The sequence below is a fragment of the uncultured Algibacter sp. genome (assembly GCF_947495675.1).
GTDB lineage: Bacteria > Bacteroidota > Bacteroidia > Flavobacteriales > Flavobacteriaceae > Algibacter_B.
This window is the reverse complement of record NZ_CANLZX010000004.1, coordinates 24,915-45,563: the sequence shown is the minus strand read 5'-3', so window position 1 is coordinate 45,563 and position 20,649 is coordinate 24,915. Positions and strand designations below refer to the sequence as shown.

The following is a 20,649-nucleotide window of genomic DNA, read 5'->3' as shown; positions in this document are numbered from 1 at the left end:
GTTATTTGCAAAAAACATTTGCTTTTGAATTATTTAACTGTTGAAAATATATCGAAATCTTACGGAGAACTTACTCTGTTTGAAAACATCTCCTTTAGCGTTCATAAAGATCAGAAAATTGCTTTCGTAGCAAAAAATGGTACTGGAAAAACCTCTATTTTAAATATTTTGTCGGGTGATGATGTTGCTGATTCTGGAGAAGTCATTTATAGAAAAGATATAAAAGTATCTTTTCTATCACAAGATCCAAAATTTGATAATTCTTTAACTGTTGAAGAAACTATTTTTGCTAGTGACAATCCTATTTTAAAAATTATTTCGAATTACGAAAAAGCACTTTTAAACCCTGAAGATACTGAAACCTACCAAACAGCTTTTGATGCTATGGAACGCCACCAAGCATGGGATTTTGAAACACTATACAAACAAATACTTTTTAAATTAAAACTAGACGATTTAAATCAAAAAGTAAGTGTGCTTTCTGGTGGTCAAAAAAAGCGTTTAGCTCTAGCAAATGCTTTAATTAACAAACCAGATCTATTAATTTTAGATGAGCCTACAAACCATCTAGACTTAGAAATGATTGAATGGCTTGAAGCCTTTTTTGCTAAAGAAAACATTACCTTATTCATGGTAACACACGACCGCTATTTTTTAGAGCGTGTATGCAATGAAATTATTGAATTAGACGAAGGCCAACTTTACAGCTACAAAGGCAACTACTCTTATTATCTTGAAAAAAGAGATGCTAGAATTGAGCGAGAAGCTGTAGAAACAGGAAAAGCTAAGCAACTTTTTAAAAAGGAGTTAACTTGGATGCGCCGACAACCTAAGGCTAGAACTACAAAATCTAAATCTCGTATTGATGATTTTGCAGATATAAAACACCGCGCTCATCAACGCAGAAACGACCATGAAGTGCAGTTAGAATTAAATATGGAGCGTTTAGGAAGCAAAATTCTAGAGTTCCATAAAGTATCTAAATCTTTTAAAGACAAAACCATTCTTGATGCATTTGAATATACGTTTAAGAAAGGAGAACGTGTTGGAATTATAGGTAAAAACGGAACGGGAAAAACAACTTTCTTAAATATATTAACCCAAACCGCTTTACCCGATTCTGGAAAAGTTATTAAGGGAGACACCGTTAAATTTGGCTATTACACTCAAAACGGTATTACCATAAAACCAGAACAAAAAGTTATTGATGTTATTAGAGAATTTGGTGATTATATTCCATTAAAAAAAGGACGTCAAATTAGTGCACAGCAACTTTTAGAACGTTTTTTATTTAGTAGAAAAAAACAATACGATTTTGTTGAAAAACTAAGTGGTGGTGAACGTAAACGATTGTATTTGTGTACCATTTTAATTCAGAATCCAAATTTTTTAATACTTGATGAGCCTACCAACGATTTGGATATAGTAACACTTAACGTTCTTGAAAGTTTTCTATTAGATTTCCCTGGGTGTATAATAGTCGTATCTCACGATCGGTATTTTATGGATAAAGTCATTGACCACCTATTTGTTTTTAGAGGCGAAGGCGTTATTGAAGATTTTCCAGGTAACTATACAGACTACAGAGTATATGAAGATAGCCAGCCTGTAATTGAAAATACAACAACGCAAGACAAAAAAGATAAACAATCTTGGAAACAAAATGAAGCTTCAAAACTATCTTTTAACGAAGAAAAAGAATTAAGAAACATAGAAAGTAAATTAAACTCTTTGGCCTTTGATAAAAAAGAACTTGAAAGCAAATTTAATAATCCAGATTTAACTCAAGATGATATTAATAAACTCTCAGACAAGCTTCAAGTAATAATCGACACCATAGAAACAAAGGAAGAACGTTGGTTTGAGTTATCTTCTAAACTTGAAGAATAATCATGTATTATCAAGTTGTTCAATACATAAAATTTATTATTAAATCTAAAAACCAACACGGTGTACACTCCCCTTTTGTGTATGATTTAATAACCAAATGCTTTTATAACAAAAACAAGTACGAAGCGTATAATACTATTTTAAAATATAGAAAAACGTTACTTAAAAATAACTCAAAAATAAAAGTTTCAGATTTAGGTGCAGGATCACAAGTTATGAAACAACAAGATCGTTTAGTTTCTAACATTACAAAAAATGCCGGTACAACATTAAAAAGAACAAAACTACTTTATAGAGTTACAAGATATTTTAAACCTAATAATATTTTAGAACTTGGTACATCATTAGGTATTGCAACACATGCCTTTAGGCTAGGAAACAAAAAAGCTAATATTACGACTATAGAAGGTTGCACAGAAACCTCGGCATTTACAAAAGCGTATTTAAAAACTCTAAATATTGAAAACATATCATTATTAACTGGTAATTTTAACGATGAAACAAAAAGGTTAAGTTCAAATAATTATAATCTAATTTTCTTTGATGGCAACCACCAAAAGGAAGCAACTTTAAACTATTTTGAAACCTTATTAAAAACCACAAACAATACCTCTGTTTTTATTTTTGATGACATTTATTGGTCTAAAGGCATGACCGAAGCTTGGGAGACAATTAAAGCTCACCCTAAAGTAACTGTTACTATAGATACCTTTTTCTGGGGTTTCGTTTTTTTTAGAAAAGAACAGGTTAAAGAACATTTTAAAATAAGAGTATAACTGTTATTTTTAAAATCAAAAAAAAAAACCAACATATTGTATGTTGGTTTTTTTAATCAAATTACATATTGTTTTCTATTTTACTAAATTAATTTCTACTCGTCTATTTTGGGCTCTACCAGCTTTATACATATTGGTTGCAATTGGTTTTCTTTCACCATAACCTACAGCTGATAATCTAGTTGAATCTATCCCTTTCTCAATTAAATAATTTTTAACAGCATTAGCTCTTGCTTCCGATAGTTTTTGGTTTAATTCGTAACTTCCAATACTATCTGTATGCCCTTCTATAACAAACGTTGCATTAATGTATTCATTTAAAACAATTACAATATCAGACAACACATCATAAGACTCTGTTTTTATTGTAGATTTCCCAGAATTAAATAATATCGTTTTAGCATAATCATTTAATGTTTTTTGAAGTTTTAAAATAACTTCCTCTGGGCAACCATTATTAACTACAGTACCAACAGCATCTATACAATCATCATCTTTATCTAAAACGCCATCACCATCACTATCTGGCCATGGACACCCTTTATTCTCTTCAGGACCTGCTTTTTCTGGACATTCATCAACATTATCTAGCATTCCATCCTCATCTTTATCACCCCACGGACATCCTTTATTTTCTTCAGGGCCGGCTACTTCTGGGCACTCATCAACATCATCTAGTATTCCATCCTCATCTTGGTCTTCAACAGGGCAACCATTATTTGATATTGGCCCTGGTATTTTAGGACAATCGTCTAATTTATCAAAAACACCATCACCATCTTTATCTTTAGGGCTATTTTTAAAAACTGGGATTTTTAAACCAGCATAAGCATCTGCCTCTCTATTATTATTACTCGTAAATGCAGAAATTAGAGACCCAGACCCAACATATAATGGCCCTGCTCTAAACCCAGCCCCCACTCTAAAACCACTATTCTCCATGACACTTAAAGGCATATAAAAACTAAACCATTTACTTTCATAACGTGGTGTTAAAGACACCGTATTCGAAATTCTATTTGCAGTTATTCTGTCCTTAGACATTAATGTGAAATCTGTATTTAAATTTACATACAATTTATTATTTAAGCTCCAATCTACATTAACATGCAAAGCTGTTGGCAAATCAATTTTATAACCTGTAGCTGTATTAGTAAGCGTATAAAAAGTATTTAAAGCAGTACTAAAATCTTCTGCGGCTTCAAATTGATTTTGGTTTACATCTGTATTTGTAATATTATAAGCTTCTTTTATACCATCTTTATAGTTTATATATCCAATATCTGATACCGATACACCTATTTTTAATTTGTATTTATTTTTATCTTTAAATTTATAAGTAGTAGAATCATTTACTTTGTAACGATTGTGGTTAGGTCTCCACTCATAAACAAAACCTACATCGACTCCAAATCCGCTTGCATTATCTGGAGTTTTATAATCGTAATTATCATTATCAAAATCGGCAAATCGTGCAAAAGTTAAATTACCGCTAGAATTTATACTTCCTGTAGTTTCTCCACCACCTAAATCTGTACCGTCTGCATCATAATCAATTGAAACATCTCTTCCTAAAGCAAAAACACTACCAAGGCCTTGCAAATATTTTAAAGACACACCTCCTTTTAAAAAATGCTGATTATTATTAAAAATAGTTCTAGCATAAGTTATACCCAATTCTGCCCATGAATGCCCTAGAACATTCATGTTTTCATCATTTAAAATAAAATCATCTGAAGTATCATCGTCAATAACTTCTATAGTAGACCCTTTAACATTATTAACATTTACAAAAGCTCTACCTCTAGAAAAAACGGCTAAAGAACTATTTTTAGTAAGGTTAAACATAAAAGATGGGCCAAGAACATCAGTATTTAGGGATCCACTATTAATATCTTTTGGATGTGTTTTCGCTTCTAAATCAAAGCTATAACTGCTTTTAGTGACATCAAATAAATTAACACCATAATAATCATTATTTGTAAATACGCTTACACCAACAAGATTTACATCTGTTTTGTAAGGAGTTCCATAAATATTTGCTGGGTTTGAAATCACAGCATGAACACCACTATAATTGTCGGTAAGAAACCCCATGTAAGATTGCGCTTTAACAATAAACGATATTGCAAAAAACAAGAAAAACAAAGTATTTTTTTTCATAATAAGAGAGTGTTGATATAGCAGTTACAAAAGTAATTTTTTTCTTTAATAAATTACTTACATTATAGCGTAACAACCCTTAATTTATAAAAAGATATAAACATAAACTTACAACTTAGTTACTTTGTAAAACTCTTAAAAATACTATAACTTCGTAGTATGAAAATTTACACTAAAACAGGAGACAAAGGTACTACAGCGCTATTTGGCGGCACACGAGTTCCTAAACATCATATTAGAATTGAGAGTTATGGCACTATTGATGAACTAAACTCGCACATGGGTTTAATTCGCGATCAAGATATACATGAGGTTTACAAAAATTCTATTATTAACATACAAGATAAACTATTTATAATTGGTGCTATTTTAGCTACCGATCCTGAAAAGGCTACTTTAAAAAACGGGAAGGAGCGTTTAAATATTGAAAAAATATCTATAAAACACATTGAAAGGTTAGAGCATGAAATGGATACCATGAACGAAGCCTTGCCACCAATGACGCATTTTGTGCTTCCTGGCGGACACCAAACGGTGTCATTCTGTCACATAGCACGTTGTGTATGCCGCAGAGCCGAACGTTTAGCATCTGCACTTAATGATTTAGAACCTTTTGAAGCAAATGCCCTAACGTATTTAAACCGTCTTTCTGACTATCTTTTTGTATTGGCACGAAAGTTGTCATTTGATTTGCAAGCGAATGAAATTAAGTGGATTCCTGAAAAGACATCATAAATTTTATAGCGTTAGGGATTGAGGCATTTGTTGAAGCTCTTTTTGTGTTGTTGCACATATGCAACACAAAAAAGCGACTGCCAAAAGCCCGACCCTTGTGGTAACGCTCTAATTGATAAAATTCAAAAAAAAAAAAACTTATCTAATTTATTTGCTACATTATTATTAACCTAGCAGAAATAATTTGCAAGGGTTTAGAGTACAAAAAGATACGTTCTTAAAATTAATGATTAAATAATTCATTTTTTTCTTGTGTGTTTAAACTAAAAAATTATTTTTGCAAAAAATTAAACACAAAGAAATGTATTGGACATTAGAATTAGCATCTTATTTAAGTGATGCACCTTGGCCAGCAACAAAGGACGAATTAATAGATTACGCTATTAGAACTGGAGCGCCTTTGGAGGTTGTTGAAAATTTACAATCTATAGAAGATGAAGGAGACTCTTACGACTCTATTGAAGAAATCTGGTCTGATTACCCTACCGATGAGGATTACCTCTGGAATGAAGATGAATATTAAATAAAAGCATAAAGAATAGTTAAAAAGTCTCGATTTGAGGCTTTTTTTTTGTTCTAAATTGTGCAAGGATGCATAACAAAATGTATCTTTGAATACCTTTTAAAGGTACATATATAATTACGACATTAACCTAGGACAAACCTAGATAAAACATATAAAATTACACTCATGAGTTTTTTAAATTCTGTACTTAAAATATTTGTAGGCGATAAGTCAAAACAAGATGTTAAAGCTATTACACCACTCGTTGGAAAAATTAATTCGTTTGAAACTGCCTTAGAAGCTTTAAGTCATGACGATTTAAGAGCTAAAACAGCCGAATTTAAAGCTAAAATAGCTGAAGCAAATGCTGAAATAGATAAACAAATTGCCGATTTAACACATGAGGCTGAAACTACTGAAGATATTGATAAACGTGAAGATATTTATGAGCAAATTGACCGTTTAAAAGATGATGCTTATAAAATTACCGAAGATGTTTTAAACGATATTTTACCAGAAGCTTTTGCTGTGGTTAAAGAAACAGCAAAACGTTTTGTACACAATACCTCAATAACAGTTTCTGCTAATGAGTTTGATAGAATGATTTCTGGCGAAAAAGACTATGTGGTTTTAGAAGATGATAAAGCAGTTTGGGCAAATTCTTGGGATGCAGCAGGAAAACCAATTACTTGGGACATGATACATTACGATGTTCAATTAATAGGTGGTATTGCCATGCACCAGGGTAAAATTGCCGAAATGCAAACAGGTGAGGGTAAAACACTTGTTGCAACCTTACCGGTGTACTTAAATGCTTTAGCAGGAAAAGGAGTGCATTTAGTAACTGTAAACGATTACTTAGCAAAACGTGATAGTGCTTGGATGGCACCTATTTTTGAGTTTCATGGAATGAGTGTTGATTGTATTGATTACCACCAACCAAACTCGGCAGCACGTAGAAAAGCTTACAACGCAGATATAACTTACGGTACAAACAACGAATTTGGTTTTGATTACTTACGTGATAATATGTCGCATGCTCCAGAAGATTTAGTGCAACGACCACACCATTATGCTATTGTCGATGAAGTCGATTCTGTATTAGTTGATGATGCACGTACACCACTAATTATCTCGGGTCCTATACCAAAAGGAGATCGCCATGAGTTTACAGAATTAAAACCAAAAGTAGACGATATTGTTACTGTACAACGTAAATACTTAACAGGGGTTTTAGCAGAAGCTAAAAAACTAATTGCAGCAGGAGACACCAAAGAAGGTGGCATACTATTACTACGTGTATACAGAGGTATTCCTAAAAACAAAGCATTAATTAAGTTTTTATCTGAAGAAGGTGTTAAACAATTACTTCAAAAAACAGAAAACTTTTACATGCAAGATAATAACCGCGAAATGCCAAAAATTGATGCGGAATTATACTATGTTATCGAAGAAAAAAACAATCAAGTTGAACTTACTGATAAAGGTGTAGAATACATTTCTGGAAAAGATAATCCAGACTTCTTCATCTTACCAGAAATTGGTATTGAAGTTGCCAAAATTGAAGAACAAGGCCTTTCGGCTGAAGAGGAAGCTACGCTAAAAGAAGATTTATTTAAAGAGTTTGGAGTAAAATCTGAGCGTATACACACGCTAAATCAATTACTAAAAGCTTATGCTTTATTTGAAAAAGACACACAATATGTGGTAATGGAAAATAAAGTAATGATTGTTGATGAGCAAACAGGGCGTATTATGGATGGTCGTCGTTACTCTGATGGATTACACCAAGCCATTGAAGCTAAAGAAAATGTAAAGATTGAAGATGCTACACAAACTTTTGCAACCGTAACATTACAGAATTATTTTAGAATGTACCGTAAACTGTCTGGTATGACGGGTACAGCGGTTACAGAAGCTGGCGAATTCTGGGAAATCTATAAATTAGATGTAGTTGAAATACCAACAAACCGCCCAATTGCTAGAGATGATAAAGAAGATTTAGTTTACAAAACAAAACGCGAAAAATATAATGCAGTAATTGAGGAGGTAACCAGATTATCTGGCGCTGGTCGTCCGGTATTAATTGGAACCACATCGGTAGAAATTTCCGAATTACTTGGTAAAATGCTAAGCATACGTAAAATACCACACAATGTACTAAACGCAAAACAACACAAACGCGAAGCCGATATTGTTGCCGAAGCAGGAAATGCAGGTCAAGTAACTATTGCAACCAATATGGCAGGTCGTGGTACCGATATTAAATTATCAGATGCCGTTAAAGCCGCCGGTGGTTTAGCCATCGTAGGTACAGAACGTCATGACTCGCGTCGTGTAGACAGGCAGTTACGCGGTCGTGCTGGTCGTCAAGGAGACCCAGGAAGTTCACAATTTTATGTATCGCTTGAAGATAACTTAATGCGCTTATTTGGTTCAGAGCGTATTGCTAAAATGATGGATAAAATGGGGTTAAAAGAAGGTGAAGTGATTCAGCATTCTATGATCTCAAAATCTATTGAACGTGCACAGAAAAAAGTTGAAGAAAACCAGTTTGGTGTTCGTAAGCGATTATTAGAGTATGATGATGTTATGAACGCACAACGTGAAGTTGTTTACAAACGTCGTTACAATGCTTTAAATGGTGAACGTTTACGTGTAGATTTAGCAAATATGATTTTTGATACATCCGAAGGTATATCTGAAACTAACAAAGGTGCTAATGATTATAAAAATTTCGAGTTTGAGTTAATTCGCTATTTCTCTATGAGTTCGCCAATTACTGAAGCAGGATTTGGAAAACTGTCTGCTACAGATATTACATCGAAAATTTACAAAGCCGCTTTCGAGCATTACAGAGATAAAATGGCGCGTAATGCAGACATTGCTTTCCCTGTTATTAAAAATGTATACGAAACACAACGCGATAAATTTAAACGTATTGTTGTTCCTTTTACAGATGGTGTTAAAAGTTTAAACGTTGTTACAGACCTTGAAAAAGCTTATGAAACTAATGGTAAACAATTAATTACAGATTTTGAAAAGAACATTACACTTGCCATTATTGATGATGCTTGGAAAACGCATTTACGTAAAATGGACGAGTTAAAACAATCTGTTCAATTAGCGGTGCATGAGCAAAAAGACCCGCTTTTAATTTATAAGTTTGAAGCTTTTGAGTTATTTAAAGCCATGATTGATCAAGTGAATAAAGATGTAATTTCATTCTTATTTAAAGGTGAATTACCTCAAGAAACGCAAGACACTATTCAAGAAGCAAGAGCCAGAAAACAAGAAAAGCTTAATGTACAAAAAGAAGAAATTCCTAATTTAGATGAGCGTTCTGCACAAAATAGAGCTGCAGGAAATACTCAACGCCAACAAGAAGTAGTTGAAACCATTGTACGAGATAAGCCAAAAATTGGCCGTAACGATCGTGTTACTATAAAACACGTAATAAATGGTGAAAACAAAACCTTAAAATATAAACAAGCAGAACCTTTACTTGCCAAAGGCGAATGGGTTTTAATTGAGGAATAATCTCAATTCCTTTAAAAAAAAAGGACTCTTATAATATAAAAAATCCCGATAGAAACTATCGGGATTTTTTATGTCTTAATATTATACAAATACTTGACTTTGTAAAATTTCAACTAAATTGATTTAACGTCAGATTTAAAACATTAAAAAAGTTTTCATATCTGCTTAAGTTGCGCTGCGTTTTCGAAATGAAACCAGATAATTACAAATTAGTCACTAAATCATTTAAAAAAGTATTATAATTATTCAACTCAAAAGGAACATCCGCATTTTTTTCCATATCGTGAAAATGATGTGTTGCCAATAATTCCATTCCTGTAAAAGCATTCATTCTATGAAACCCAAACATAGCACCTTCATCTACACTTTTTTGATTAAAAAATTCATTTTCTAAAGTAAATGCGGTTTTAGGTGCATTCCAACTTGTGGTAAGTATATATTTTTTTCCGTGCATTAAACCACCAGTCCCATAATTGATATTTGGATTTTTTCTACTTCTTCCATCACTTGCATAAATTCCATTTTGATGACCTTCCGTAAAAACTTCATCTATATATTTTTTAAATCCAAAAGGTATTTGAAACCACCAAATTGGCGTATGATAAATCACTATATCTGCCCACTTAAATTTTTCTACTTCTTCTTTTGTATTATAACTGTCACCTACTTGTGTAGCCTTAACTTCAAATCCTTTTAAAGATTCAAAATATGAAATCGTATTAGTGAAAAGTGTTTCGTTAAATCGTCCACCAGAATGTGCAAATGGATGACTTCCATTAATTATAAATATATTTTTCATTTGTCTCTTATTTTATTTGAGGCAAAATTATAGCAATATTTATTATTGTAAAAATAATACAAATCATACATTTGTATAAATATTTTAATAGCTATGGTAAATTTAGAATGGTACAGAACATTTAAAGAAATATATGAAAACGGAACTTTAACTAAAGCGTCTATTGCTTTATTTGCTTCCCAACCCGGAGTTAGTGTACACTTGAATGCTTTAGAAGCTTATGTTGGCAAAAAACTATTTGAACGTACTTCTAGAAAAATGATTCCAACAGAGGATGGAAAATTTTTATACGAATATATTATTGAATCTTTAAAAAAACTTGAAATTGCAGAACAGCATTTTAAAAAAACAACGCAAGAAAAAAATCCATCCCTAAACATTGGAATGTGTTCTGAAATGTTTCAACTTATTATTGAACCCGAAATTTCCAAGCTAGACTTTGACCTAGTCGCAAGATTTGGAGCACATACAGATTTAATCAAAGACCTTAACAATGGCATTTTAGATTTAGTAATAACACCTAAAAAACAGAATGAAAAAAAATCATTGGTTGAGTATGTTCCGTTTTCAAAAGAAAGAATCGTTTTAATCGCAGGAAATAAAACGAACATAACTAAAATACAAAAACACCTAAAATCTAACAACTTAAACGAGTTAGAAGACGAACTACTTCAAAATATTTGGTATAGTTCATCAAACGAAATGGAACATTTTAGGCGTTTTTGGTTTGAGAATTTTAATAAGAAACCTGCTTTTAAACCAAACTATATTTTACCGAATATTACTTCTATTATAAGATGTTTAAAGAATGGAAACGGACTTGCATTAGTGCCGGATTTTTTATGTCAAGAACAAATTTTAAGCAATGAAATAAATTTAGTTTGGGAAGGAAAAGTTAAAACGGAAAACACCCTATATTTTGCATCAAGAACAGATTTGAAATACAAAAAAGAATTAGATACAATTAAGAATATATTTACATCAAAAATGAAATAAACGTCGCATAATAACGTAATACTAACATTCTTGTTTTATTAACCTCATTATCTTATCCAACCATAGTAAAACTTAATCAAAGATATTAATGTTCCGTTTTTTAAAAGTCTGTTTAAAAACCCGAAAAGTAAACGCTCTATGACTCCAAATTCCTCTTATAATAATAATAACATAGCGATAATATTAGTCAAATTAATTATTACATAGTTTCAATTAAACTAAAAACACGACATGTTTGATAATTATATAGCGTAAAGCTTCCTTGAAATGTTTAATACAACAGCTTACTTAAATTTATATATCAATTAAAAAAAGTGGCAAAATAGCAAGTAACAATTTGTTTTAACCAAAGAGAACTAACACATTAAAGACTATATACCATTCATCTAAAAAAGAAATTGAATCTAGATATTGTAAGAAAAAAAAGATACTTTTGTATAGATGTGGTTTAACTGCCCTAAACGATATTCCATATATACATAAGAGATTAAAACTTTCATATATAACAAATATGACACTTCGCCGCCTTATCTACTCTAGCCAAGCTGTAGAGCAATTTACTAAGCGCCAATTACTAGACCTACTACATGATTCTCGTGGTTTTAATACCATTGATAATATTAGTGGTGTTTTAATGCACAAGAATGGTTATTTTCTTCAAATTATAGAAGGTCAACCAGAAATGATAGACGATCTATTAGTTAGATTAAGAAAAGACACACGACATAAAGACTTAAAAATTATACACGATAGCACAGTAAAAGAACGTCTTTTTACTAATTGGGCTATGGGTTGTGCAGACTTTGATGATGCCGAATTAGGCATGCTACCTGGTTTTAGAACCGATTTAACCAACCCTGAAGTGATTGAAGAATTAATAACTAATCTTCCAGAAGTTGCAACACTTTTACGCAAAAATTTTGTGCAACAATAAACTACTTTTTAACTATTGTAGCTTTAATAACAGGTTTGGATCTGGACAATTATTTTTATAAAACATTAAGTCTGTTTTAGAACAAACACCAGGATAATCTCCAACATAATCTTGAATATCTCTTATTATTTGAAAATGTAAATGCGGCGGATAATTACCATTTACCGAAGCATCACCTAAAGCCGCCATTTTTTCGCCTTGTTTAATCAATGTTCCAACTTTTAAGTTTGCTATAGAATCTAAACTTAAATGCCCATAGAGCGTATAAAACTCATAACCTTTAATAGTATGTTTTAAAATTATGGTTGGTCCGTAATCGCCGTAATTAGTGTTGTTTTTAAAACTATGTACAATACCCTCTAGCGGTGCAAAAATTGGTTTTTTAGCAGCACACCATATATCAACACCTAAATGAATATTACGCTCCTCTTTGGCTTGATTGTTAAAATGACTACTCCTTTTATAAATATTCCTAACTTCTAAATAACCACCATAAGCCACTTCGGCTTTATGCTTAGAGATAAAATTATTAACATATCCACCTAATTTTAAAGCTGATGACACATCAATTTTATTAAGGTTTTCGTTAGTTTCAGACAAATCTAATGGCACATATTTAGATGTATTTATAGATGCATCTATAACCCGAATCGGGGAATTATTAAGTTTAAAAAGAACGTTTGAAAAATTCAAGGGCAAACCATTTAAAAGTATTTACCCAAAAGTATTAAAATATTATATTTTATCCGATTAAATAATATTTTTGCACTCATGGAATATATAGAACAAACTACAAAAAAATTACATCGTGCAGTTGGCGAAGCCATTAAACAATTCACAATGATTGAAGAAGGTGATAGTATTATGGTTTGCCTTTCTGGAGGAAAAGACAGTTATACCTTGTTGCAAATGATGCTGCACTTTCAAAAAGTAGCGCCTATTTCTTTTAAAATTATAGCCGTTAACCTTAACCAAAAGCAACCTGGTTTTCCTGAAGATGTGCTTCCTAATTACCTAAACCAATTGGGTGTAACTTATAAAATTATAGAAAAAAACACGTATAAGGTTGTTATTGAAAAAACACCCGAAGGTAAAACCACATGTAGTCTTTGTTCTAGATTAAGACGTGGTACTTTGTATAAAGCAGCTAAAGATTTAGGTTGTAATAAACTTGCCTTAGGACATCATAGAAATGACATTATAGAAACTTTTTTATTAAACTTCTTTTTTGCAGGAAAACTTGAAACTATGCCTCCTAAATTTAAAAATGATTCAGGCGATTTAGTTGTTTTAAGACCCTTAGCTTTATGTAAAGAAAGCGACATTGAAGATTATGCAAAACACATGAATTTCCCAATAATACCATGTAATTTGTGTGGTTCTCAAGAGAATTTACAACGCAAAAAAGTAAAACAAATGATTGCAGATTGGGAAACCGATTTTCCAGACAGAAGCTCTGTTATGATGAATGCTTTACAAAATGTATATCCTTCACACTTACTAGACAGAAACCTTTATAATTTTGATACACTTGAAGACACCACGGTAAAAGATGACACCTATGTTTAGAGTGTTTTTACGCTGTTACTACTTCGGCATATAAATCAAAATCTTCCGCTTCTATAATTTTTACGGTTGTGTACTCGCCTGTTTTTAAATAGGTTTTAGTAGCATCAATTAAAACTTCGTTATCCACATCTGGCGAATCAAATTCTGTTCTTCCAACAAAGTAATTACCCTCTTTTCTATCAATAACCACTTTAAACTCCTGCCCTATTTTTTGCTGGTTTAATTCCCAAGAAATCTGCGACTGAATTTCCATAATTTGGTTGGCTCTGTCAATTTTAACGTCTTGGGGAACATCATCTTCTAAATTATAAGCGTGTGTGTTTTCTTCATGAGAATAGGTAAAACAGCCTAAACGTTCAAAACGCATATCTTTAACCCATTGCTTTAATTCTTGAAAATGTGCTTCTGTTTCTCCAGGATACCCAACTATTAGCGTTGTTCTAATAGTCATTTCTGGAACTGCTTCTCTAAATTGAGATATTAATTTAGTTGTTTTTTCTTTAGTAGTTCCACGACGCATACTTTTTAAAATATCATCAGAGATATGTTGCAACGGAATATCTAGATAGTTACAAACTTTAGCTTCACGTTTCATAACATCTAAAACATCCAACGGAAATCCTGTTGGAAACGCATAATGCAAACGAATCCATTCTACACCTTCAACTTTTACTAAAGCTTCAAGTAATTCTGCTAGGTTTCGTTTTTTATATAAATCGAGTCCGTAATAAGTTAAATCTTGAGCAATAAGAATCAATTCTTTTACACCGTTTGCAGCTAGTTTTTCTGCTTCAATAACAATTTCTTCAATAGGTGTACTCCTATGTTTGCCTCGCATTATTGGAATGGCACAAAACGAACATGGTCTGTCACAACCTTCTGCAATTTTTAAGTAGGCATAGTTTTTTGGTGTTGTTGTTAAACGTTCGCCAATCAATTCATGCTTGTAATCTGCTCCCAATGCTTTTAATAATCCTGGCAACTCTGTGGTACCAAAATACTCATCTACATTTGGTATTTCTTTTATCAAATCTGGTTTATAGCGTTCACTTAAACAACCTGTTACAAATACTTTATCGACATCACCTTCATCCTTCTTTTTAACATACTCTAAAATAGTATTCACACTCTCCTCTTTAGCATTGTTTATGAAACCGCAGGTATTTATTACTACAATATTGCCTTCCTCTTCATGTGCAACATCTTTTCCATTGGCCTTTAACTGACCCATTAATACCTCGCTGTCGTAAACATTTTTACTACAACCAAGTGTTACTACATTAATCTTATTTTTCTTTAAAGTCTTTGTGCGCATACTATCTATAAATCAGGGCGCAAAGATACAACTTAATTAAACCTTTCATATATTTGATAGTCCTAAATTGAAAACCTTAGTTATGAAATCCCACTTTTATATCATAATTCCATTTCTTATTTTAATCTTTAATTGTTCTTCTGATGATTCAACTGTTAAACAGGAACCAGTTCTTGACACATTATACTTCCCTTCTTTAATTTCTGACACTTGGGATACCAAGTCTATCAGCGAGTTAAACTGGAACGAAAGTGAAACACAAGTTTTACTTGATTATTTAGAAGAAAAAAACACTAAAAGCTTTATAATGCTGCATAAAGGCAAAATAGTTATAGAAGCCTACATGAATGACCATGATGCAAATAAAACTTGGTATTGGGCAAGTGCTGGAAAAACATTAACAACTGCTGTTTCTGGAATTGCTCAAGAAGAAGGGTTGCTAGATATTAATAATAAAGCATCTGATTATTTAGGGACTGGTTGGACTAGTGCATCACTAGAAAAAGAAAACTTAATTACATGCAAGAATTTATTATCTATGAATTCTGGTTTGGATGATACTTTGGGTGATGATGTATCACCATCAAATTTACAATATATTGCCGATTCTGGAACCCGTTGGGCTTATCATAATGTTTATGTAAAAATGCAAGATGTTATTGTTGAAGCTAGTAACCAAAATTGGACTAATTATTTTAACACCAAGTTAAGAGATAAAATAGGCATGACTGGGCAATGGATAAATTTAGGCGATTTAAGTGTTTATTGGAGCAATACACGTAGTATGGCGCGTTTTGGTTTATTAATAGCTGCAAAAGGAAAATGGGAAAACACACAAATTATACCTGAAGCCTTTTTAAGGGAAGCCACCAATACTTCACAAAATATTAATGAAGCTTACGGTTATTTATGGTGGCTTAATGGAAAATCGAGTTATCATTTACCACAAAGTCAATTTAAATTTAATGGGAAATTAGTTCCAAATGCACCTGATGACATGTATGCTGCATTAGGAAAGAATGACCAGAAAATATACGTAGTTCCTAGCAAAGACCTTATAATAATAAGAATGGGTAACGCTGCTGATGGTGATAATTTTGCATTATCCTCTTTTGATAATGATTTATGGGCAAAAATTAATGCTGTAATTAATTAGTTTGTTTTTTAAAAATCATTTAAAAACCTATAAAACAACAACAAATGACTATTTAATGGTTATTATATTTAAGACAAAAGAAAAAAATACTAGCTATTTAAAAAAAGAATCTACAAACTCGTATTTATTAAAAACTTGTAAGTCTTCAATGCCTTCGCCTACTCCAATATATTTTACAGGAATTTGAAACTGGTCTGAAATTCCAATTACTACACCACCTTTTGCAGTACCATCTAGTTTTGTAACAGCTAATGATGTTACTTCTGTTGCTGCTGTAAACTGTTTAGCTTGCTCGAATGCATTTTGACCTGTTGATCCATCTAAAACTAATAAAACATCGTGAGGTGCATCGCCAACAACTTTTTGCATAACGCGCTTTACTTTTGTAAGCTCGTTCATTAGGTTTATTTTATTATGCAATCTACCTGCAGTATCAATAATAATTACATCTGCGTTTTGATTAACACCAGACTCTAAAGCATCAAAAGCAACAGATGCAGGGTCACTACCCATATCTTGTCGAACCATTGGCACGTCTACGCGATCTGCCCATACTTGAAGCTGATCTATAGCAGCGGCTCTAAAGGTATCTGCAGCACCAAGTACAACTTTTAGTCCTTGTTTTTTAAATTGGTAGGCCAACTTTCCTATAGTTGTTGTTTTTCCAACACCATTAACCCCAACCACCATTAATACATAAGGTGTTTTGGTTCCGTTAGCTTGTTTTGGTAAATCAGGAATCGTGTATTCTGTTTCTTCTCCGGAGTTTGTTTCACTTAATAATGCCGCAATTTCTTCCCGAAGAATTTTATTAAGCTCATCAGTACCTAAGTATTTATCTTTTGAAACACGAGCTTCAATTCGTTCAATAACTTTTAATGTAGTATTTACACCCACATCACTAGATACTAAAACTTCTTCAAGATTATCTAAAACATCATCATCTACTTTAGATTTTCCTGCAACAGCTTTACTTAGTTTACCTAAAAAACTTGTTTTAGTTTTCTCTAATCCTTTATCTAGGGTTTCTTTTTTTTCTGAAGAAAATATTTTTTTAAAAAAACTCATTTTACTTATTGGTTGGTTTAATTTAAACTTTAATCTGCGTTAAGGACTCTAACTTATTTAAAATACTAAGTATAAACTCTATACTTATGCTCTAATTATGTATAAATTAAAACATTTATTATCATAAATAAAAGCCTATCTCATGTGGAAACGCCCAATTTATTGTTGTCAATTATCTTACCACAATCTAACAACTGTTATTATGGCAGATAAATATAAAATAAAAAAGCCGCTTTCGTATAGAAAGCAGCTTATAATATCTTGAAACTATGTTAATTACTTTTTAGCTAAAAAGTCATTAACTTGTTCTGGATTCATAATAGATTCAACAAACATGTAAGCTCCTGTTTTTGGAGACTTAACCATTTTTATTGCTTTTGTTAATCTTTTAGACCCTGTTTGTAATGATGCTACTGATTTCTTTGCCATGATCTATTTTTTTACTTGATTTCTTTATGAACTGTCATACGCTTAAGGATAGGATTAAATTTCTTAATCTCCATTCTATCTGGCGTATTCTTTTTGTTTTTGGTTGTAATGTATCTTGAAGTTCCTGGTTGTCCAGACTCTTTGTGCTCTGTGCACTCTAAGATTACTTGTATTCTATTGCCTTTCTTTGCCATGTCTTTTTCTTATTAAATACAGCTATTATTTTAAAAACCCTTTAGATTTTGCTTCTTTAATTGCTGCAGAAATTCCTATTTTGTTGATAGTTTTTAAAGCAGATGTAGAAACTTTTAAAGTTATCCAGTTATCTTCTTCTGGAATGTAAAAACGTTTCTTTACTAAATTCGCATGAAATTTGCGTTTAGTTCTGTTCATTGCATGAGACACATTGTTACCAACCATGGCCTTCTTTCCTGTAAGTTCACAAACTCTTGACATTCTATATAACTTTAATTTCGTTGTTGCTTAAAATCGAGGTGCAAATATATAAAATCTTTATATTATGACAACCTAAATTTTATCAATTTTTAAAAATTTCTTTTAACAACAATTCTAGCGCCTTATTTACGGCTTTATTTATCACTTTTATTCGAGAATTTCCGAAGTTAAATTCTTGCGAATAAACGCCTGTTTTTGTAGCAATAGCAATAAAAACTGTTCCTACCTCGGCATCAGAATCACCTTTAGTTGGCCCTGCATTTCCGGTTGTAGCAATAGCATAATCAGACTGAAATAATTGCTGTGCATTCTTCGCCATAGCTTCTGCTACTTGAGAACTTACTACAGAAAAAGCATCAATTTCTTCTTTTGAAACCTTTAAAACGTTAATTTTAGATTGTGTTGAATATGTTACCAATCCACCTTTAAAAAATGCAGATGCACCAGAATGTACCGTAAAACGTTCAGCAACTGCGCCTCCTGTACAACTTTCTGCAATAGCTAATGTTTTATCAATTTTAGTTAGTCTTTTTGCTATAACAACTTCTACAGAACCGTCTTCATCTTCTAAACCAGCATACTCTTCTTTTATTAAAGGTATTACTTGATCTATTTGTTCTTGAACCTCTTTATTTAATAATACTTCATCAAAACCTTTTGAAGATAAGCGCAAACGCATTTTACCTAAATTGGGTAAGTAAGCTAATTTAATATGTTTTGGTAAGGCATCTTCCCAATCTTCAATTCTAGCTGCTAAAGCACTTTCACCTAAACCATAAACAAGTAAGGTTTTATGAAGAATAAATGGGCAATTGTATTTTTCTTTTAATTGAGGTACAACTTGATACTTTATTAATGCCTCCATTTCATATGGAACACCAGGAAGCGATATAAAAACTTTATTATCTTTTTCAATCCACATACCTGGGGCTGTCCCCAATTTATTCATAAGTGGTTTTGATTTTGAAGGTATTAAAGCTTGGTCTTTATTAACCTGTAATAACTCTGTTCTAACATGTTGTTTCCAGATGGTTTCAATATTTTCAAGTACAGATTCGTTTTTTACAAGTGTGTCATTAAAATATTCTGCAAAAGTTTTTTTGGTAATATCATCTTTTGTAGGCCCCAAGCCTCCAGTACAAATAATAATATCCACGCGGCTTTCAGCTTCTTTTAGAGCTTGAAGAATATGCGCCTTATCATCTTGAATAGATGTAATTTGATAAACAGAAACACCAATTTTATTAAGTTCCTTAGCAATAAAAGCAGAATTGGTATCTACAACTTGACCAATAAGTAATTCGTCGCCAATGGTTATTATTTCTGCTAACATTATAATTTAAAATCTGACTTCATTTCAGCACTAGCTTTACTTATTGCTGTAACAACGATATCTAACTGCTCAGAAATATCTACATCTGTTTGTGTAAACTTTCCCCAATCTTGTACTTCTATTAATTTATCAAGCACACCTAATTCAAACAAATCGATTGTTGGCTTCATTTTATGAGCCGCTTGATAAGCTTCTTGATAATTTTTATCAGCTACTGCTTTAATCAAACGCTCTGCATCTTCAGGTACTTCTTCTAAAAAAGCTTCGGCTAATGATGCTATAAAATCTTCATCATTATCTGCCAATTCACGAACTCTAAATAATTTATAATGTAATTCCATTTTATTTTACTGTTATTGAAAACATTTCCCTGTTTTCTATAAAACCTTTTAGTTTATCGTTTGCAACAACTTTGCCAACTCCAGCTGGTGTGCCTGTAAATATAACATCTCCTATCTTTAAAGTAAAATATTTTGACACATATTCTATTAATTCATCAATTTTCCAAAGCATGTGGCTTGTATTTCCATTTTGTACAATTTCCTCATTATTTTTTAAAGAAAATTCAAAATCATTAATATCACCAAGTTCCTTTTTATCTAACCAATTACCAATTACTGCTGCACCATCAAACGATTTTGCCTTTTCCCATGGCAAACCTTTCGCTTTTAAAGCACTTTGTAAGTCGCGAGCTGTAAAATCAATTCCAAGTCCAATTTCACTATAGTATTTATGAGCAAATTTTTTATCTATATGCTTACCTACTCTATTTATTTTAACCAAAACCTCAACTTCATAATGTACATCGTCAGAAAAATCTGGAATAAAAAAAGGTTGCTTTTTTAATAAAATGGCTGTATCTGGTTTTAAAAAAACTACTGGATCTGTTGGTTTTTCGTTTTGCAGCTCTTTAATATGTTCGGTATAATTTCTACCTATACAAATCAATTTCATTTCTTAATATATTTAATTTGGGCGTTACCAC

At 31.9% G+C, this 20,649-nt stretch carries 20 protein-coding genes; 9 read left to right on the top strand and 11 right to left on the bottom strand.

Annotation, left to right across the window (positions count from 1 at the left end):
- Positions 1-24: 24 nt before the first annotated feature.
- Complete coding sequence (locus tag Q0842_RS03950; protein ID WP_298494560.1) at positions 25-1,890, top strand: ABC-F family ATP-binding cassette domain-containing protein; 1,866 nt, start codon at positions 25-27, stop codon at positions 1,888-1,890.
- Positions 1,891-1,892: 2 nt separating this feature from the next.
- Entirely contained in the window at positions 1,893-2,666 is a 774-nt protein-coding gene (locus Q0842_RS03945) for a class I SAM-dependent methyltransferase (protein ID WP_298494558.1), read from the top strand.
- Positions 2,667-2,741: 75 nt separating this feature from the next.
- On the opposite strand, the gene Q0842_RS03940 is transcribed toward Q0842_RS03945, so the two are convergent.
- Positions 2,742-4,829 (bottom strand): DUF5723 family protein, encoded by a 2,088-nt coding sequence (locus Q0842_RS03940; RefSeq protein ID WP_298494556.1) that lies wholly within the window; start codon positions 4,827-4,829, stop codon positions 2,742-2,744.
- A 159-nt stretch (positions 4,830-4,988) separates the two neighbouring features.
- Between Q0842_RS03940 and Q0842_RS03935 the strand changes: the two genes are divergently transcribed.
- From Q0842_RS03935 to secA, 3 genes are all read left to right on the top strand, one after another.
- Positions 4,989-5,564 (top strand): cob(I)yrinic acid a,c-diamide adenosyltransferase, encoded by a 576-nt coding sequence (locus tag Q0842_RS03935; protein ID WP_298494554.1) that lies wholly within the window; start codon positions 4,989-4,991, stop codon positions 5,562-5,564.
- Between the two features lie 301 nt (positions 5,565-5,865).
- On the top strand, positions 5,866-6,087 hold the full coding sequence (locus tag Q0842_RS03930) for a DUF2795 domain-containing protein (RefSeq protein ID WP_019387375.1): 222 nt from the start codon (positions 5,866-5,868) through the stop codon (positions 6,085-6,087).
- 168 nt (positions 6,088-6,255) lie between these two features.
- Positions 6,256-9,609: a preprotein translocase subunit SecA gene (gene secA, locus Q0842_RS03925; protein WP_298494552.1), complete on the top strand. Its 3,354-nt coding sequence runs from the start codon at positions 6,256-6,258 to the stop codon at positions 9,607-9,609.
- Between the two features lie 202 nt (positions 9,610-9,811).
- Here the strand turns inward: secA and Q0842_RS03920 are convergent, their stop codons facing one another.
- Positions 9,812-10,408 (bottom strand): NAD(P)H-dependent oxidoreductase, encoded by a 597-nt coding sequence (locus Q0842_RS03920; protein WP_298494550.1) that lies wholly within the window; start codon positions 10,406-10,408, stop codon positions 9,812-9,814.
- 93 nt (positions 10,409-10,501) lie between these two features.
- Here Q0842_RS03920 and Q0842_RS03915 point away from each other — a divergent pair, with 93 nt between their 5' ends.
- Positions 10,502-11,404: a LysR family transcriptional regulator gene (locus tag Q0842_RS03915; protein WP_298494548.1), complete on the top strand. Its 903-nt coding sequence runs from the start codon at positions 10,502-10,504 to the stop codon at positions 11,402-11,404.
- A 511-nt stretch (positions 11,405-11,915) separates the two neighbouring features.
- Positions 11,916-12,338, top strand: coding sequence for a BLUF domain-containing protein (locus Q0842_RS03910; RefSeq protein WP_298494546.1), 423 nt, complete (start codon positions 11,916-11,918; stop codon positions 12,336-12,338).
- A 12-nt stretch (positions 12,339-12,350) separates the two neighbouring features.
- On the opposite strand, the gene Q0842_RS03905 is transcribed toward Q0842_RS03910, so the two are convergent.
- Entirely contained in the window at positions 12,351-13,031 is a 681-nt protein-coding gene (locus Q0842_RS03905; RefSeq protein ID WP_298494544.1) for a peptidoglycan DD-metalloendopeptidase family protein, read from the bottom strand.
- A gap of 78 nt (positions 13,032-13,109) precedes the next feature.
- Here Q0842_RS03905 and ttcA point away from each other — a divergent pair, with 78 nt between their 5' ends.
- Positions 13,110-13,907 (top strand): tRNA 2-thiocytidine(32) synthetase TtcA, encoded by a 798-nt coding sequence (gene ttcA / locus Q0842_RS03900; protein WP_298494542.1) that lies wholly within the window; start codon positions 13,110-13,112, stop codon positions 13,905-13,907.
- A 7-nt stretch (positions 13,908-13,914) separates the two neighbouring features.
- Here the strand turns inward: ttcA and rimO are convergent, their stop codons facing one another.
- On the bottom strand, positions 13,915-15,222 hold the full coding sequence (gene rimO / locus Q0842_RS03895) for a 30S ribosomal protein S12 methylthiotransferase RimO (RefSeq protein ID WP_298494540.1): 1,308 nt from the start codon (positions 15,220-15,222) through the stop codon (positions 13,915-13,917).
- An 82-nt stretch (positions 15,223-15,304) separates the two neighbouring features.
- On the opposite strand from rimO, the gene Q0842_RS03890 reads away from it, so the two are divergent.
- Positions 15,305-16,378 carry a serine hydrolase gene (locus tag Q0842_RS03890; RefSeq protein WP_298494538.1) on the top strand — a complete coding sequence of 358 codons (1,074 nt, stop codon included), beginning with the start codon at positions 15,305-15,307 and terminating at the stop codon, positions 16,376-16,378.
- Between the two features lie 93 nt (positions 16,379-16,471).
- Here Q0842_RS03890 and ftsY read toward each other — a convergent pair whose 3' ends face one another.
- From ftsY to Q0842_RS03855, 7 genes are all read right to left on the bottom strand, one after another.
- Entirely contained in the window at positions 16,472-17,446 is a 975-nt protein-coding gene (gene ftsY / locus Q0842_RS03885; protein WP_298494536.1) for a signal recognition particle-docking protein FtsY, read from the bottom strand.
- A gap of 276 nt (positions 17,447-17,722) precedes the next feature.
- Positions 17,723-17,875, bottom strand: a complete 153-nt coding sequence (locus Q0842_RS03880) for a DUF4295 domain-containing protein (protein WP_092852940.1) — start codon at positions 17,873-17,875, stop codon at positions 17,723-17,725.
- Between the two features lie 11 nt (positions 17,876-17,886).
- Complete coding sequence (gene rpmG / locus Q0842_RS03875; RefSeq protein WP_007648529.1) at positions 17,887-18,069, bottom strand: 50S ribosomal protein L33; 183 nt, start codon at positions 18,067-18,069, stop codon at positions 17,887-17,889.
- A gap of 25 nt (positions 18,070-18,094) precedes the next feature.
- Positions 18,095-18,331, bottom strand: a complete 237-nt coding sequence (gene rpmB, locus Q0842_RS03870) for a 50S ribosomal protein L28 (protein WP_298494531.1) — start codon at positions 18,329-18,331, stop codon at positions 18,095-18,097.
- 82 nt (positions 18,332-18,413) lie between these two features.
- A complete protein-coding gene (locus tag Q0842_RS03865) occupies positions 18,414-19,664 on the bottom strand; it encodes a competence/damage-inducible protein A (protein ID WP_298494529.1) in 1,251 nt (416 codons plus the stop codon).
- Entirely contained in the window at positions 19,664-20,005 is a 342-nt protein-coding gene (locus Q0842_RS03860; RefSeq protein WP_298494527.1) for an Hpt domain-containing protein, read from the bottom strand. The genes Q0842_RS03865 and Q0842_RS03860 overlap by 1 nt, the downstream gene beginning before the upstream one ends.
- A 1-nt stretch (position 20,006) precedes the next feature.
- Positions 20,007-20,618, bottom strand: coding sequence for a fumarylacetoacetate hydrolase family protein (locus tag Q0842_RS03855; RefSeq protein WP_298494525.1), 612 nt, complete (start codon positions 20,616-20,618; stop codon positions 20,007-20,009).
- Positions 20,619-20,649: the final 31 nt, after the last annotated feature.